The 13,745-nt window shown below is 73.4% G+C and carries 19 protein-coding genes; 10 read left to right on the forward strand and 9 right to left on the reverse strand.

Annotated elements, in window-relative coordinates:
* Window positions 1-78: 78 nt before the first annotated feature.
* Window positions 79-924 carry an SDR family NAD(P)-dependent oxidoreductase gene (locus ACIPN7_RS10270; protein WP_400540775.1) on the forward strand — a complete coding sequence of 282 codons (846 nt, stop codon included), beginning with the start codon at window positions 79-81 and terminating at the stop codon, window positions 922-924.
* Between the two features lie 31 nt (window positions 925-955).
* On the opposite strand, the gene ACIPN7_RS10275 is transcribed toward ACIPN7_RS10270, so the two are convergent.
* Together ACIPN7_RS10275 and ACIPN7_RS10280 are read right to left on the reverse strand one after the other, a co-directional pair.
* Window positions 956-1,381 carry an ACT domain-containing protein gene (locus ACIPN7_RS10275; protein ID WP_400540777.1) on the reverse strand — a complete coding sequence of 142 codons (426 nt, stop codon included), beginning with the start codon at window positions 1,379-1,381 and terminating at the stop codon, window positions 956-958.
* Entirely contained in the window at window positions 1,378-1,890 is a 513-nt protein-coding gene (locus ACIPN7_RS10280) for an OsmC family protein (protein WP_400540780.1), read from the reverse strand. Before ACIPN7_RS10280 ends, ACIPN7_RS10275 begins: the two co-directional genes overlap by 4 nt.
* 64 nt (window positions 1,891-1,954) lie before the next feature.
* Here ACIPN7_RS10280 and ACIPN7_RS10285 point away from each other — a divergent pair, with 64 nt between their 5' ends.
* The gene (locus ACIPN7_RS10285; RefSeq protein WP_400540783.1) at window positions 1,955-2,656 is read left to right on the forward strand and encodes an ArsR/SmtB family transcription factor; all 702 of its coding nucleotides are present in this window, start codon (window positions 1,955-1,957) and stop codon (window positions 2,654-2,656) included.
* A 13-nt stretch (window positions 2,657-2,669) separates the two neighbouring features.
* Here ACIPN7_RS10285 and ACIPN7_RS10290 read toward each other — a convergent pair whose 3' ends face one another.
* From ACIPN7_RS10290 to ACIPN7_RS10300, 3 genes are read right to left on the reverse strand one after another with little or no spacing between them, the layout of a single operon-like run.
* Window positions 2,670-2,936 (reverse strand): hypothetical protein, encoded by a 267-nt coding sequence (locus ACIPN7_RS10290; RefSeq protein WP_400540786.1) that lies wholly within the window; start codon window positions 2,934-2,936, stop codon window positions 2,670-2,672.
* 50 nt (window positions 2,937-2,986) lie between these two features.
* The gene (locus ACIPN7_RS10295; protein WP_400540789.1) at window positions 2,987-3,403 is read right to left on the reverse strand and encodes a hypothetical protein; all 417 of its coding nucleotides are present in this window, start codon (window positions 3,401-3,403) and stop codon (window positions 2,987-2,989) included.
* 60 nt (window positions 3,404-3,463) lie between these two features.
* Window positions 3,464-4,078, reverse strand: a complete 615-nt coding sequence (locus ACIPN7_RS10300) for a TetR/AcrR family transcriptional regulator (protein ID WP_400540792.1) — start codon at window positions 4,076-4,078, stop codon at window positions 3,464-3,466.
* 76 nt (window positions 4,079-4,154) lie between these two features.
* On the opposite strand from ACIPN7_RS10300, the gene ACIPN7_RS10305 reads away from it, so the two are divergent.
* Both ACIPN7_RS10305 and ACIPN7_RS10310 read left to right on the forward strand, forming a co-directional pair.
* Window positions 4,155-4,862 carry an SDR family NAD(P)-dependent oxidoreductase gene (locus ACIPN7_RS10305; RefSeq protein ID WP_400540795.1) on the forward strand — a complete coding sequence of 236 codons (708 nt, stop codon included), beginning with the start codon at window positions 4,155-4,157 and terminating at the stop codon, window positions 4,860-4,862.
* A gap of 102 nt (window positions 4,863-4,964) precedes the next feature.
* A complete protein-coding gene (locus tag ACIPN7_RS10310) occupies window positions 4,965-5,405 on the forward strand; it encodes a YybH family protein (protein WP_400540798.1) in 441 nt (146 codons plus the stop codon).
* 4 nt (window positions 5,406-5,409) lie between these two features.
* Here the strand turns inward: ACIPN7_RS10310 and ACIPN7_RS10315 are convergent, their stop codons facing one another.
* Window positions 5,410-5,850, reverse strand: coding sequence for a winged helix-turn-helix transcriptional regulator (locus tag ACIPN7_RS10315; RefSeq protein ID WP_400540801.1), 441 nt, complete (start codon window positions 5,848-5,850; stop codon window positions 5,410-5,412).
* A gap of 120 nt (window positions 5,851-5,970) precedes the next feature.
* Here ACIPN7_RS10315 and ACIPN7_RS10320 point away from each other — a divergent pair, with 120 nt between their 5' ends.
* Together ACIPN7_RS10320 and ACIPN7_RS10325 are read left to right on the forward strand one after the other, a co-directional pair.
* Complete coding sequence (locus ACIPN7_RS10320) at window positions 5,971-6,858, forward strand: SDR family oxidoreductase (protein ID WP_400540804.1); 888 nt, start codon at window positions 5,971-5,973, stop codon at window positions 6,856-6,858.
* Between the two features lie 85 nt (window positions 6,859-6,943).
* On the forward strand, window positions 6,944-7,957 hold the full coding sequence (locus ACIPN7_RS10325; protein ID WP_400540807.1) for a zinc-dependent alcohol dehydrogenase family protein: 1,014 nt from the start codon (window positions 6,944-6,946) through the stop codon (window positions 7,955-7,957).
* Window positions 7,958-8,057: 100 nt separating this feature from the next.
* Here the strand turns inward: ACIPN7_RS10325 and ACIPN7_RS10330 are convergent, their stop codons facing one another.
* The gene (locus ACIPN7_RS10330; RefSeq protein ID WP_400540810.1) at window positions 8,058-8,462 is read right to left on the reverse strand and encodes a RidA family protein; all 405 of its coding nucleotides are present in this window, start codon (window positions 8,460-8,462) and stop codon (window positions 8,058-8,060) included.
* A 128-nt stretch (window positions 8,463-8,590) separates the two neighbouring features.
* Between ACIPN7_RS10330 and ACIPN7_RS10335 the strand changes: the two genes are divergently transcribed.
* A complete protein-coding gene (locus ACIPN7_RS10335) occupies window positions 8,591-9,253 on the forward strand; it encodes a TetR/AcrR family transcriptional regulator (RefSeq protein WP_400540813.1) in 663 nt (220 codons plus the stop codon).
* A gap of 46 nt (window positions 9,254-9,299) precedes the next feature.
* On the opposite strand, the gene ACIPN7_RS10340 is transcribed toward ACIPN7_RS10335, so the two are convergent.
* On the reverse strand, window positions 9,300-10,088 hold the full coding sequence (locus tag ACIPN7_RS10340; RefSeq protein WP_400540816.1) for a TetR/AcrR family transcriptional regulator: 789 nt from the start codon (window positions 10,086-10,088) through the stop codon (window positions 9,300-9,302).
* Window positions 10,089-10,238: 150 nt separating this feature from the next.
* Between ACIPN7_RS10340 and ACIPN7_RS10345 the strand changes: the two genes are divergently transcribed.
* On the forward strand, window positions 10,239-10,703 hold the full coding sequence (locus ACIPN7_RS10345; RefSeq protein ID WP_400540819.1) for a VOC family protein: 465 nt from the start codon (window positions 10,239-10,241) through the stop codon (window positions 10,701-10,703).
* Here ACIPN7_RS10345 and ACIPN7_RS10350 read toward each other — a convergent pair.
* Window positions 10,694-11,413, reverse strand: coding sequence for a FadR/GntR family transcriptional regulator (locus ACIPN7_RS10350; RefSeq protein WP_400540822.1), 720 nt, complete (start codon window positions 11,411-11,413; stop codon window positions 10,694-10,696). The genes ACIPN7_RS10345 and ACIPN7_RS10350 overlap by 10 nt on opposite strands.
* Before the next feature lie 102 nt (window positions 11,414-11,515).
* On the opposite strand from ACIPN7_RS10350, the gene ACIPN7_RS10355 reads away from it, so the two are divergent.
* Window positions 11,516-12,112, forward strand: a complete 597-nt coding sequence (locus ACIPN7_RS10355) for a gluconokinase (protein ID WP_400540825.1) — start codon at window positions 11,516-11,518, stop codon at window positions 12,110-12,112.
* Window positions 12,112-13,629 (forward strand): SLC13 family permease, encoded by a 1,518-nt coding sequence (locus tag ACIPN7_RS10360; RefSeq protein WP_400540828.1) that lies wholly within the window; start codon window positions 12,112-12,114, stop codon window positions 13,627-13,629. The genes ACIPN7_RS10355 and ACIPN7_RS10360 overlap by 1 nt, the downstream gene beginning before the upstream one ends.
* Window positions 13,630-13,745 lie beyond the last annotated feature (116 nt).

Genomic DNA, 13,745 nt, shown 5'->3' on the forward strand with positions numbered 1-13,745 from the left:
ATGTTCGGAACCGGTGCCCCCGACGAGTCCGGGCGCGGCGGTACCGACGGACCCACATGCGGGCGCATGCTGTTCCCCATGGACCTCCCCGCCCGCAGGACCATCGTCATCACCGGTGCCAGCGACGGGATCGGCGCTGCGGCCGCACGCACGCTCTCCGACGCCGGCCACCGCGTCGTCGTCGTCGGACGGTCGCGGGAAAAGACCGAGCAGGTCGCCCGCACGCTGGGCGCGGACCGCTTCGTGGCCGACTTCGCCCGGCTCACCGACGCACGCCGACTGGCCGCGGAGCTCGACGAGGCCTACCCCCGGATCGACGTCCTGGCCAACAACGCGGGCGGCATCCTCGGCGACCGTGCCAAGACCGAGGACGGCTTCGAGCGGACGCTCCAGGTCAACCACCTGGCGCCCTTCCTGCTGACCAACCTGCTGCTCGACAAGCTCCTGGCGAGCCGCGCCGTCGTCGTCCAGACGTCGAGCGTTGGCGCGCGGCTGTTCGGCCATCTCGAGCTGGACGACCTCGACCACGACCGGGACTTCACGCCCCACCTCGCCTACGGCACGGCCAAGCTCGAGAACATCCTGTTCACCACCGAGCTGCACCGGCGGTTCCACGGGCAGGGCCTGTCGTCGGTCGCCTTCCACCCGGGCGGCGTCGCGACGAACTTCGCCGCCGAGAGCACCAGCTTCATGCGGCCCCTGTACCAGAGCCGGATCGGCAGGCTGGTCATGGCCTCGCCCGAGCGGGGCGCCGCGCAGCTGGTCCGGTTCGCGCAGACCGAGCCCGGCGTCGACTGGCAGTCCGGCGCCTACTACGAGCGCGGGCGGGTCGCGCGCCGCACCAACCCCCAGGCCCAGGACGCCGACCTGGCCCGCCGCCTCTGGGAGCGCTCGGCGGAACTGGTCGGCGTCCCGGCCCGGTAACGCGGGCTCCCGGCCGCGTGACGCCGGCCGATCACATCCTGTCGGTGGGCGGCCGACGCCGCCCCCACTCCGCGACGACCTCCCGGCACGCCGCGACCTCGTCGTCCGCGACCAGCAGCACCAGGTTGCCCACGTGGTCGCTGTACTGGACCTGCACGTTGACGCGCGCGTCGCCCAGGCGCCGGGCGAGCGTGCCGAGCTGACCGGGGGTCTCCTGGTCCAGCCGGGCCAGGACGACGTCGCTCACCACCGCCGGCCCGAGCCCCGCGGCGGCGACCGCCCGCGCGGCCCTGGCGCCGTCGTGCACGAGGTAGTGGGCGACCGCGACGTCGCCCACCGTGAAGACGCCGCCGCCCTCCAGGCTGACGCCCGCCGCGCCGAGGGCCTCGCCCAGGTCCGCGAGCGCCCCGGGACGGTCGGGCAGGCGGACCTCCAGGTCCCGCAGGTGGGTGCTCATCCGATCGTCACCGCCAGGGCGACCTCGACGGGGACGGCCAGGGAGGCGGCCACGTAGCAGGCGTGGTGCGCCTGCTCGGCGAGCTCTCGCACCAGCGCCTCGTCGGTCCCGGCGGCCACCCGGACGGTCACGGCCAGGCGGATCGTGCCGAGGCGCGCGGGCGTGGCGGCCAGGTCCAGGTGGCTGGTGGCCGCGTCGTCGTAGGCGAGCACGTCCACCCCGGCGCGGGCGGCGGCGCCGAGAAAGGAGAGCATCTGGCACGACGACGCCGCCATCACCACCAGCTGCTCCGGGTTGAGCCGGTCGGGGTCCCCGCGGAAGGCGGAGTCGGCGCTCAGCTCGACGACCGGCGTGGCGGGTGCGGCGGTCGCGACGTGGTCGCGCGAGTAGGCGCGGAGCCCGCCGCCGGTGGAACCGGCCCAGTGCAGGCGGGTGGCGTAGGGGTGCGACAGGGCCGCGTGCGGCTGGGTCTCGCAGGGCAGGGGCGGGGCGGTCTGTGGGTGGCTCATGCCGGGACCGTAGGTCGGAAACCCTTCGGTGGACGCCGAAATGTCCGCGCCGTACCGTCGGGCGATGACCCGGGACCGAGACTTCACCGTGGTGGGCCGGGCGCTGTCCACGCCGGCGCGCTCCGTGTTCCTCAACCTGCTCCTGGACGGCACCCGCCGTCCGGCGGGCGAGCTGGCGTCGGCGGCCGGCGTGAGCGCCTCGACCGCCTCGGAGCACCTGGCCGTCCTGCTCGACGCCGGCCTCGTCACCGCCCGGACCCAGGGGCGGCATCGCTACTACGCCCTCGCGGGCGAGGACGTCGCGGCCGCGCTGGAGTCCCTCGGCATGCTGGCCGACGCCGCGCCCGTCTCGGGGTACCGCCGCAGCCGCCGGGCCGAGTACCTGGCCGCCGCGCGGTTCTGCTACGACCATCTCGCCGGCCGCCTCGGCACCGGCCTGACGGACGCCTGGGTGCGGTCCGGCTGGCTCGCCGGCCGCGACGAGCTGACCCTGACCGACGCGGGCGCGGTCGGTCTGGGCGAGCTCGGGGTGGACGTCGAGGGCGCCGTCACGGCCCGGCGTCCGACCACCCGGGCCTGCCTCGACTGGACGGAGCGCCGGCCGCACCTGGCCGGGGCGCTCGGCTCCGCCGTCGGCGCACGGTTTCTCGACGCCGGCTGGGTGACCCGGCACCGCTCCGGCCGGGGCCTGGACGTGACCGAGTCGGGGCACGCGCTGGTCCGTGCGGCGTGGGGGCTCGACCTGGCCGGCGCCGCCGGCCCGTGACCGGAGCCGACGGTCAGTCGGTCGCGCGCGGCCCGCGGCCGGCGCCGCCGGTCCACTGCCGGCGGAACCAGCCCTCCCAGGTGTGCCCGCCGAACCGCTCGCCGGCGGCGACCAGCTTCTCGAAGGAGTGGTACCCGCCGGGCAGCGGGACGCGCCACGGCGCCGGCGTCGAACCACCGGCGGAGCCCTTGGCGCGGTAGCGCCGCAGCCGCGACATCCCGGCCAGCTCCTCCTCGCGCGTCGGCACGATCTCCAGCGCGATGCCCCGCTTGTCGGTCACGCGCAGGGCCCCGAAGACCTTGCTCTTGACCCAGTCGCTCGCCTTGGCCTTCAGGTGGTCGACGGGCCCGCCGATCGTGGGCAGCTCCGGCGGCAGCTCGTAGGCAGGCCGATGCGCGCCGCCTGGGTCCAGCGGACCAGGTCCCAGGACGTACCGTGCCAGAACCAGATGCCGGCGACGTCGACCACGATGCCGCGCGGCCGGGTGACCCGCCAGAACGAGGCCACGAACAGGACGCACAGGCCGCCGAACAGCAGGCCGAAGAATCCGGCGATCCACTCGACGGCGGGGTCCGGGTCGGTCACGACGGCGTAGCCGCACGCCCAGCCGAGCGGCCCGGTCAGCAGGATGCCGACCACGAGCGTGATCGCACCGAGCCGCCCGAGGTCGAGCCGGTGCGCGTCGGGCGAGAAGACCGGCGCGACACCGTCCGGCGCGACACCGTCCGCAATGTCCTGTTCTGTCACGCGCGCAGCGTAGTGCACCCCCACCCGGCCCGACTCCGTCGAGTGCTGGGGACGGGGTGGTCAGGCGGCGGCCGGAGCCGTCAGGCCCAGGAGCGCCAGGCTGTTCCGCCAGAGCGTGTCGAGCTGCGACGGGTCGTTGAACACCTTGGCGAAGAGCACGAGCCCCTCGAGCTGGGCGACGATCGCCTTGGCGGCCCCGTCGACGCCGTCGGCCAGGGGCTGCACGTCCCCGGACTCCACCGCCGCGGCGAGCCGCGCCGCGATCATCTCGATCTGCTCGTCGAAGATCTCCTGCAGGCGCAGCCGCACCGGCTCGTTCTGGGAGCTGACCTCCAGGGCGAGGTTGCCGAACAGGCAGCCCGCCACCCAGCCGGTGCCCGTCAGGGCGTCGACCTGCATCTGCGCCGTGGCGTCGAACAGGCCGCGCAGCCGCTCGAGCAGGGTGCCGGGGCCGTCGAGGATCCCGGTCCACACGCCCTTCTGCCACGACCAGTGCCGGTCGATCACGGCCAGCGCCAGCGCCTCCTTGGACGGGAAGAAGTAGTAGAACGACCCCTTGTTCACGCCGGCGCGCGCACACAGCTCCGCGACACCGATCGAACCGTAGGGACGCTGGGAGAACAGTTCCACGCCCGCTTCGATCAGGCGTTCACGACCATCTGAGCTTCTCGGCATGTTGACAGCATACGACCGGTCAACTATAACTGGGAACCCCAGTAGTTGACCGACCGTCTACCAAGGAGAGAAGACCATGAGCACTCGCAAGGTTGCCGTCATCACCGGAGCCTCCCAGGGCATCGGCGCCGGCCTGGTCGACGCGTACCGCCAGATCGGGTACGCCGTCGTCGCCAACTCGCGCTCCATCGACCGGGACGAGGCCGACGACCTCGCCGTCGTCAGCGGAGACATCTCCGACCCCGCGACCGCGGACCGGATCATCAAGACCGCCGTCGAGCGCTTCGGCCGCGTCGACACGGTCGTGAACAACGCGGGCGTGTTCATCGCCAAGCGGTTCACCGAGTACACCGCCGCGGACCTCGAGACGATGGTCGGCATCAACGTCGCCGGCTTCTTCCACCTCACGCAGCGGGCGATCCCCCTGATGCAGGCGGCCGGCGGCGGCCACGTCGTGAGCATCACCACGACCCTCGTCGAGAGCGCGCTCTCGGTGTTCCCGTCCGCCCTGGCGTCCGTGACCAAGGGCGGCATCGCCTCGGCCACGCGCGCCCTGGCCATCGAGTACGCGGCCGAGGGCATCCGCTTCAACGCCGTCTCCCCCGGCGTCATCAAGACCCCGCTGCACCCGGAGGAGACCCACGAGGCCCTCGCCGGCCTGCACCCGCTGGGCCGCATCGGCGAGGTGGACGACGTCGCCCGCGGCGTCCTCTACCTGGAGCAGTCACCCTTCGTCACGGGCGAGTTCCTGCACGTCGACGGCGGGCAGATCGCAGGCCACTGACCCGTCCGGGGCGGCCCACCCGGGCCGCCCCACGCTCGGCCGGGCACCCCGGCCACGCAGCACACCGGTCCCCGGACCGGGACAAGGAGAAGGAGAAGGATCATGCTCCAGCACGACACCAGCCGGCACGACACCGGGCGGGACGACACCCGGCGGGACGACACCGGGCGGGACGACACCGGGCGGGACGACGACGCGGTGATCTCCGCACTGCTCGACCGGTGGTCCGACGGGATCCGCCGCCGCGACCTCGCGCACATCGCCGCCCAGTTCACGCAGGACGCCCTGTTCCAGGGCTTCGACCCGGAGCCGGCGTTCGGTCGGGGCGTCGTCTCGGCGTACTACGGCAAGCAGCCGATCGGGCTCACGGCCGAGTACACGCTGATCCGCGCCACGGCCCTGGGCGACGACGCCGTGCTCGGCTACGCGGCGGTCACCTTCCACCGCCCTGACCGGGAGGTGCCGACGTACCTCACCGTCGTCGCCGTCCGCGAGGAGGACCGCTGGCTGATCAGCCACTACCACGTCTCGCGCGTGGGGTGACGGGTCAGCGGCTCGGGCCGGGCTCCGGCGCATCGTCCGCCCCGGCAACCTCCCGGGCCGACGCCGCCGCCGTGGCCTCCAGCAGGTCCGCCAGCGCGCGCAGTCGCTGCGCCACCTGCTCCCCCAGCGGCGTCAGCCCGTACTCCACGCGCGGCGGGATGGTGGTGACGACGTCGCGGGTGACCATGCCGTCCCGCTCCAGGGCCTGCAGCGTCTGGGACAGCATCTTCTCGCTGACCCCCTCGACGCGGCGGCGCAGCGCGTTGAACCGGTAGCTGCCCTCTCCCAGCGCGAGCAGCGCGAGCGACGCCCACTTGGAGGTGACCACCTCGAAGGCGGCCCGCGACGTGCAGCCGCGGGCGAAGACGTCGGTCACCAGCTCCTGCGGCGGCCCGCTCGGGCCGTCGCCCGGCAGGTCGGCGGGTTCGAGGTCGGTGATGCTCACGACACGAGGATACCGCGCACCCTCGGAATGTGGTGTACTTTCGATTCGTTAGTGCTATCCGTTGGCAACTGGCCAACGGGCCGCTCGACACACACACCGCACCGCGAACTGGAGAGAACCATGACCACCTACGCCGTCACCGGAGCCACCGGACACCTGGGCCGCCTCGTCGTCGAGGAGCTGCTGTCCCGCGGCGTGCCCGCCGCCGACGTGGTCGCGATCGCGCGCACCCCCGAGAAGGCGGCCGACCTCGCCGAGCGCGGCGTGCAGGTCCGCGAGGGCGACTACGACCGCCCGGAGACCCTGCCCGCGGCCCTGGACGGCGTCCAGCGGCTGCTGCTGGTCTCGGGCAGCGAGCCCGGCGCGCGCGTCGCGCAGCACACCGCGGTGATCGACGCGGCGAAGGCCGCCGGCGTGCAGCGCATCGCCTACACCGGCATCCTCAACGCTGACGACACCACCAACCCGCTCGCCGGGGAGCACCAGGCCACCGAGCAGGTGCTGCGCGCGTCGGGAGTCCCGGTCACCCTGCTGCGCAACGGCTGGTACACCGAGAACTACACCGAGCGGCTCGGCGAGTTCCTCGAGCGCGGCGAGATCGTGGGGGCCACGGCGGACGGCAAGGTCTCGGCCGCGCCGCGCGCCGACTACGCCGGCGCGGCGGCGTCCGCCCTGCTGGCCGACGACGCGGCCGGCTCCGGGACGACCGACGGCACCGCCCCCGTCGTCGTCCACGAGCTGGGCGGGCCCGCGTTCACGTTCGCGGAGCTGGCGGCGACGATCAGCGACGTCACCGGCACCGCGGTGACCTACCGCGACCTGTCGGTGGCCGACTACGCGGCCGAGCTCCAGCAGGTCGGCCTCGACGCCGGGACCGCCGGCTTCGTGGCCGGGCTCGACGCCTCGATCGCGGCCGGCGACCTGCAGACCGACAGCGACGACCTGGCCCGCCTCCTGGGCCGCCCCGCCACCCCGCTGGCCGACGTCGTCCGCGCCGCGCGCGCCTGAGCCGCCGCGTGCCGGTCACCCAGCCGGACGGCGAGGGGTAACGACAGACACTCCCTCATCCGCACGGCGCGTGTTGAATAGGGGCATGCGAGGAGCAATCATTCATGGAGCCGGGGACGTCCGCTTCGAGGAGCGGGCCGACCCCGAGATCGTCGAACCGACCGACGCCGTCATCCGGACCGTCGCCGCCTGCGTGTGCGGCTCGGACCTGTGGCGCTACCGCGGGATCTCCGAGGTCAAGCGGCCCACGCCGATCGGCCACGAGTACGTCGGCGTCGTCGAGCAGGTCGGCGCCGACGTCACCACCGTCAAGCCCGGCGACTTCGTGGTCGGCGGGTTCCTGCACAGCGACAACACCTGCGCGGTGTGCCGCAAGGGCATGCAGGCCAACTGCCTGCACGGGGGCGGCTACGACGGCTGCCAGGCCGAGAAGATCCGGATCCCGAACGCGGACGGCACCCTGCTCGCCACCCCCGGCGAGCCGGACGCCGACCTGATCCCGAGCCTGCTGAGCCTGTCGGACGTGATGTGCACAGGCTGGCACGCGGCCGTCTCGGCCGGCGTCGGGCCGGGTTCGAGCGTCGTGGTGGTGGGCGACGGCGCCGTCGGGCTGAGCGGCGTGCTGGCCGCGGCCCAGCTCGGCGCCACCACGATCATCGCCATGAGCCGGCACGCGTCACGGCAGAAGGTGGCCGAGGAGTTCGGCGCGACCCACATCATCGCCGAGCGCGGTGAGGAGGGCCTCGCCAAGGTGCTGGAGCTGACCGAGGGCATCGGCGCGGACGCGGTGCTGGAGTGCGTCGGCACCGCGGAGGCCCGGGCCCAGTCCGTGGAGCTGGTCCGGCCGGGCGGCATGATCGGCCTGGTCGGCGTACCGCACGGCGACCTGCCCACCGACACGCTGTTCTGGGGCAACAAGGGCATCCACGGCGGCGTCGCGCCGGTCCGCGCCTACCTGCCGCACCTGCTGGACCTGGTGTGGAAGCGCGAGATCGACCCGGGCAAGGTCTTCGACCTGACCCTGCCGCTGTCGGAGGTCGCGGAGGCCTACCGCGCCATGGACGAGCGGCGCGCGATCAAGGTGCTGCTGCAGAACTGACCACCGCCGCGCCGGGCGGGGTCGGCCGGACCAACCGCGCCGCGCCATTCCTGCCGAGGGCCGATCCGGTGGTGGCAGGTCTGGTGATGGCCGGGCGGGGTCAGTCGGGGAGCGCCGTCGTCAGGTCGACCTCGACGAGCTGGCCGGCGAAGCCGAGCACCGTGACGCCCAGGAGCGTGCTCGCGGTGGTGAACGCCTCGGCGACGGGGCCGGTGTTCAGCCGGTGCCAGACCGCCGAGAGCACGGCGCGGTCGGCGCTCGCCACGTAGACGACGGAGCGGACGACGTCCTGCGGCGCGGCGCCGACCGCGGCGAGCGCCACCAGGGCGTTGGCGGCGACCTGGTCCGCCTGCGCCAGTGGGTCGTCGGCCCCGACGAGCGCGCCGGACGCGTCGAGCGGGCACTGGCCCGCCAGGTGGGCGGTCCGGCCCTCCTCGACGATCGTCACGTGGTGGTAGCCCGGCGTCGCGTGCAGCCCGTCCGGCTGCACCCTGCTGATCCGCATCGCAGGAGTGTCGCAGGACGAGGACTCCCCCGCGACGTGTTTTCCGGCCGGGAGCGAATGCCGGGGTGACGGTGCGATGATGTTTCGTGAGAGTGGAACACCCCGTCCGTTTCGGCGAAGCGAGAGTCATGACCGAGCAGCTGGAGACCGCGCCGCCCGAGGCCCTGGAACCGTACCCGGCGCGCGAGCTGCGCTCCGACGCGCGGGACAACCGCGAGCGCATCCTCCAGGTGGCGCGCGCGACGTTCGCGGAGCGTGGCATCGACGTCCCGATGCGGGAGCTGGCCCGACGCGCCGGCGTCGGGCCGGCGACGCTGTACCGGCGCTTCCCGACCAAGGAGGCGCTGGTCACCGAGGCGTTCGGGGAGCAGATGGCGACCTGCTCGCGGATCGTCGAGCAGGGCCTGGCCGACCCCGACCCGTGGCACGGGCTCCGTGCGGTGATCGAGGAGGTCTGCGTGATGCACGCCCTGGACCGCGGCTTCACCGCGGCGTTCGTCACGGCGTTCCCGAAGGCCGTCGACTTCGCTCGCGAGCGTACGCACGCCCTGCGGTCGCTGGCCGAGCTGATCCAGCGCGCGAAGGACTCCGGCGGCCTGCGGCGCGACTTCGTGCTCGACGACCTGATCATGCTGATCATGGCGAACTCCGGCATCCGGGCCTCGTCCCGCAAGGCCGCGGTCGCCGCCTCGCGCCGGTTCGCGGCGCTGCAGATCCAGTCGATCAGCGCCCGGCCCGACGTCGCACCGCTGCCGCCCGCCGTCCGGCTGCCGCTGCTGGCCGCGATCTAGGGCTCCCCCGGCCTGGGCCTGCGACCAGCCACCTGCGACGAGCTGCCTACGACCGGTCGCGCCCGACGAAGGACCCGATCCCGTCCAGGACCCGCGACAGGCCGAACGCCCAGGCGCGCTCGGCGTCGTGCAGACCGCCGTACTGGCTCGTCGCGGCGGTGCCGACCCGCGCGGCCAGCGCGTAGCGGTCCCCCAGGACCCGTGCCATGTGGGGCGCGTGCTCCGCCCACCACCGGGCGTCGTCCTGGCCGGAACGCTCGGGGAGCGACCGCCAGGCGAGCAGGCCGGCCGTGGCATCCCGGGCGTAACCCAGCACCAGGGTCAGCACGAGGTCCATCTCGACGTCGCTCAGCCCGATCCCGTCGACGGCGCGCAGCTCGGCGTCGTACTTGGCGATCGTCCCCGGCCCGAGCGGAGGCCTGCTCTCGAACCGGCCCAGCAGCCACGGATGCCGCTCGAAGAGCGCCCGGTTCTCGTCCGCCACCCGCTCCAGCCGCGGGCGCCAGGCGTTCCCGTCGCCGGTGTCGCCCGCGCCGTCCGGCCCGCCCGCATCGTCGTAGCGCACCTCGGCGAGCACCCGGTCGACCATGAGGTCGAGCAGCTCCGCCTTGTCCCGCACGTGCCGGTAGAGCGACATGGCACCCACACCCAGCCGGTCGGCGACACGCCGCATCGAGAGGCTGTCCAGGCCCCCGTCGTCCGCGACGTCCACGCCCGCCGCCACGATCCGGTCGAGGCCCAGCCCGGGCTTGCGGCCGAGCCCGGAGGACTCCCGTGTGCCCCACAGCAGGTCCAGGGTCCGCACCCGGTCCCGCTCGTCGCCTGCCTCTGCCATGCGTCGCCTCCTCCGGCTCGTCGCCCGCGCTGCACATCACCCGTACGGCACGTCGCCCGCGCGGCGCGTCGGCATCGACTATAGTTTGCGTACGCCGTACCCAAATGGAGCGCCGGGCGCGCCGACGGCGACACCATCAGGGAGGCACCAGTGGTAGCAGCAGCGTTCCGAGTGGGTCTGCGGGTGGACGACGTCGTCGCGGCGGCGGAGCTCTACCGGGGCTTCGGCTTCGAGGAGGTGGGCTCGGTCCCGGGCCCCGACGGCGGTCCGGTGATGACGATCCTGGCGCGCGGCGAGGTGCAGCTCATCGTCGACGCCCTGGTCGGCATGCCGTTCCCGGACAGCGAGCGCGAACGGCTCACCCAGCGCGGCCCGCGCGGGCTCGGCGTGGCCGTCGGCCTGGGCGTGGACGACCTGGCCGCGAGCTACGACTACTGCCGGGCATCCGGCTGCACCATCACGTCGGAGCCGGCCGACGAGGCCTGGGGCGACCGCGTGTTCGAGTGCGTCGACCCGTTCGGATACCAGTGGGAGTTCTCCGAGCCCCTCAAGGACTGGGACGCCTCCACGGGCCTGGACGCCGCACAGGAGAGCTGGTTCGGCAGTCAGGCCTGAGCGGGGTGCGCGGGCGCCGAGCCGTCGTCGAGCGCGCCGCGCACCTCGCGCACGATGCGCGCCATCGCCTCCTCGGCGGCCTCGGCGTCGCCCGCGGCGACCGCCCGGGCCACCGCCTCGTGCGCGTCGAGCGCCTCCGGCACGGGGTAGGCGGGCATGAGTCCGAGGTGGATGCGCCCGGAGATCACGACGGCGACGACGTCGGCGAGCGCACTGAACAGCTCGTTGCCGCTGGAGCGCATGAGCAGCTCGTGCATGCGGATGTCGAGCGCGAGGAACTCCGCGCCGTCACCCTCGCCGGCCTCGCCCAGCTTGCGCATCTGGCTCGCGGTGGCGACGAGCTCGTCGCGCACCGCCGCCGTCGAGCCGCGGGCCGCCCCGGCCGCCGCCCGCGGCTCGACGGCCTGGCGCAGCTCGGTGAGGGAACGGAGCTGCGACGTGCGGCCCGGGCCGTCCAGGCGCCACGCGATGACCCGGGGGTCGAGCACGTTCCAGGCCGAGTGGGGCAGCACGACGATCCCCACCCGAGGGCCGGACCGGACCAGCCCGAGACCTTCGAGCAGGCGCATCGCCTCGCGCGCGACAGTCCGGGACACCCCGAACTCGCTGCCGATGCCGTCAAGCGTGAGCGCGGCACCCGCCGGCAGCTCACCACCAGTGATGCGCCGGCCCAGAGCGTCGAGGACGGGACTGTGCAGCACTGGGGGCATCCTCACAGCCTAGTTGGCACCATCACGGGCGGCCGATTGGTCACACCATTGGTGACATGAATCACGCACGAATGGTGTCATCAATGGGTGAAGATAGGTGCCATGGACACAGACGTCACCGAGACAGCGATGTTCTCGCCCCAGACAAGCGGCGGGGCCGACCCCGCCGGAACCGTTCCCGCACCCCGTGCCATCGTCGTGATGGGCGTGGCCGGCTCGGGCAAGACCACGGTCGCCGCCCTCCTCGCCGGCCGCCTGGGGGCGTCGTTCGCCGAGGGCGACGACTTCCACTCGCCCGAGAACGTCGCCAAGATGGCCGCAGGCCATCCCCTGGACGACGAGGACCGCTGGCCCTGGCTGCGTGGCATCCGCGACTGGTTCGCCAAGGAGCTGAACGAGGGCCGCAGCGCCGTCGTGCCGTGCAGTGCCCTGCGCCGCAGCTACCGCGACCTGCTGGAGACGGCGGGCAGCGGCACGAACGGCGGCGTGCAGTTCGTGCACCTCACCGGCTCGTACGACCTGCTGCGCACCCGCATCCAGGGCCGCGCCGGGCACTTCATGAAGCCCGAGATGCTCGACAGCCAGCTCGCCGCGCTGGAGCCCCTGGCGGACGACGAGCCCGGGTTCTCCGTGGACGTCACGCCGCGCCCGGACCAGATCGTCGACGAGATCCTGCACCTGCTGGGAGAGGACGCCTGATGCTCGGCACCACTGCCCTCACCATCTCCGCCGCCGCGGCGGACACCGCCCCGACCGCCTCGACCCCGCAGCTCGTCCTCGCCGCGCTCATCGGCATCGTCGTCATCGTCGGACTCATCGTCTGGCTCAAGATGCACCCGTTCCTCGCGCTCGTGCTCGGTTCGGGCGTGCTCGCGATCGTGGCCGGGGTGGGCCTCACGGACACGTTCACCAGCTTCACGGCCGGCCTCGGGTCCACCGTCGCCGGCGTCGGGGTGCTCATCGCGCTCGGCGCGATCATCGGCAAGCTGCTCATCGACTCGGGCGGCGCCGACCGGATCGTCGACACGATCCTGGACCGGACGCCCGTACGGCGTCTGCCCTGGGCCATGGCGCTCATCGCGTTCGTGGTCGGCATCCCGCTGTTCTTCGAGGTCGGCGTGGTGCTGCTGATCCCGGTCGTGATGATCGTGGCGCGCCGCATGCGCGCCAACCCCGTCCTGGTCGGTATCCCGGCCCTCGCCGGGCTCTCCGCGTTGCACGGCCTCGTGCCGCCGCACCCCGGGCCGCTGCTCGCCATCGACGCGCTCGGCGCCAACCTGGGCCTCACGCTGGGCCTCGGCCTGCTGGTCGCGATCCCGACGGTGATCATCGCCGGGCCGCTGCTCGCCATCCCGCTCACCCGCTGGGTCAAGCTGGACCCGCCCACCACCGTGCTGGGCATGTCCGACGACGCCGCGGGCGGCACGGGCACAGGCGGCACGGGCGCGGGCGGCACCGGTGGCACGGGCGGCTCGCCGTCGTCCGATGGCACCGGGAACGCCACGGCCACCGCTACCGCGACGGGCACCGCGACCGGCACCATGCTGCGCAAGCCGTCGTTCGGCATCTCGGTCCTGGTCGTGCTGCTCCCCGTGATCCTGATGCTCGCGCGGTCCGTGGTCGAGATCTCGGGCGCCGCCGAGACGGGCTACGGCACCGTGCTGGAGTTCCTCGGCGAGCCGCTCGTGGCGCTGCTCATCACGTCGCTGTTCGCGCTGTTCGCCTTCGGCACCGCCGTCGGCCGCACGCGTCAGCAGCTCGGCGACCTCGTCGGCTCCTCGTTCGCGCCGATCGCCGGGATCCTGCTCATCGTGGGCGCGGGCGGCGGCTTCAAGCAGACGCTCGTGGACTCGGGTGTCGGCGACGTCATCGCGTCAGGCATCGCCGACGCCGGGATCACCCCGCTGCTGGCGGGCTGGCTCGTGGCGGCGCTCATCCGCATCGCCACCGGTTCGGCCACCGTCGCGACCATCACCGCCGCGGGCATCATGGCGCCCCTGGCCGCGGGCCTCGAGCCCACCCAGGCCGCGCTGCTCGTGCTCGCCGTCGGCGCGGGCTCGGTGTTCCTCTCCCACGTGAACGACGCCGGGTTCTGGCTCGTCAAGGAGTACTTCGGCATGACGGTGGGCCAGACGTTCAAGACCTGGTCGCTGATGGAGTCCGTGCTCTCGGTCGTCGCCCTGCTGGTGGTCCTGCTGCTCGGGATCTTCGTCTAGCGCCCCGCGTTCGTCCAGCACCCCGCGTTCGTCTGGCACCCGGGCCGGCGGCTCGTCGAGACCCGTCAGAAACGCACGGACGTGTCAGACCGTCAGGTCACCGGAGTGACCCGAGG

This window comes from Promicromonospora sp. NPDC090134 (assembly GCF_044746965.1).
In the GTDB taxonomy this organism is placed as follows: Bacteria; Actinomycetota; Actinomycetes; order Actinomycetales; family Cellulomonadaceae; genus Promicromonospora.

Coding starts and splice junctions, on each gene's coding strand:
- ACIPN7_RS10270 (WP_400540775.1), top strand. CDS start 79: ATGGACCTCCCCGCCCGCAGGACCATCGTCATCACCGGTGCCAGCGAC.
- ACIPN7_RS10275 (WP_400540777.1), bottom strand. CDS start 1,381: ATGAGCACCCACCTGCGGGACCTGGAGGTCCGCCTGCCCGACCGTCCC.
- ACIPN7_RS10280 (WP_400540780.1), bottom strand. CDS start 1,890: ATGAGCCACCCACAGACCGCCCCGCCCCTGCCCTGCGAGACCCAGCCG.
- ACIPN7_RS10285 (WP_400540783.1), top strand. CDS start 1,955: ATGACCCGGGACCGAGACTTCACCGTGGTGGGCCGGGCGCTGTCCACG.
- ACIPN7_RS10300 (WP_400540792.1), bottom strand. CDS start 4,078: ATGCCGAGAAGCTCAGATGGTCGTGAACGCCTGATCGAAGCGGGCGTG.
- ACIPN7_RS10305 (WP_400540795.1), top strand. CDS start 4,155: ATGAGCACTCGCAAGGTTGCCGTCATCACCGGAGCCTCCCAGGGCATC.
- ACIPN7_RS10310 (WP_400540798.1), top strand. CDS start 4,965: ATGCTCCAGCACGACACCAGCCGGCACGACACCGGGCGGGACGACACC.
- ACIPN7_RS10320 (WP_400540804.1), top strand. CDS start 5,971: ATGACCACCTACGCCGTCACCGGAGCCACCGGACACCTGGGCCGCCTC.
- ACIPN7_RS10325 (WP_400540807.1), top strand. CDS start 6,944: ATGCGAGGAGCAATCATTCATGGAGCCGGGGACGTCCGCTTCGAGGAG.
- ACIPN7_RS10330 (WP_400540810.1), bottom strand. CDS start 8,462: ATGCGGATCAGCAGGGTGCAGCCGGACGGGCTGCACGCGACGCCGGGC.
- ACIPN7_RS10335 (WP_400540813.1), top strand. CDS start 8,591: ATGACCGAGCAGCTGGAGACCGCGCCGCCCGAGGCCCTGGAACCGTAC.
- ACIPN7_RS10340 (WP_400540816.1), bottom strand. CDS start 10,088: ATGGCAGAGGCAGGCGACGAGCGGGACCGGGTGCGGACCCTGGACCTG.
- ACIPN7_RS10350 (WP_400540822.1), bottom strand. CDS start 11,413: ATGCCCCCAGTGCTGCACAGTCCCGTCCTCGACGCTCTGGGCCGGCGC.
- ACIPN7_RS10355 (WP_400540825.1), top strand. CDS start 11,516: ATGGACACAGACGTCACCGAGACAGCGATGTTCTCGCCCCAGACAAGC.
- ACIPN7_RS10360 (WP_400540828.1), top strand. CDS start 12,112: ATGCTCGGCACCACTGCCCTCACCATCTCCGCCGCCGCGGCGGACACC.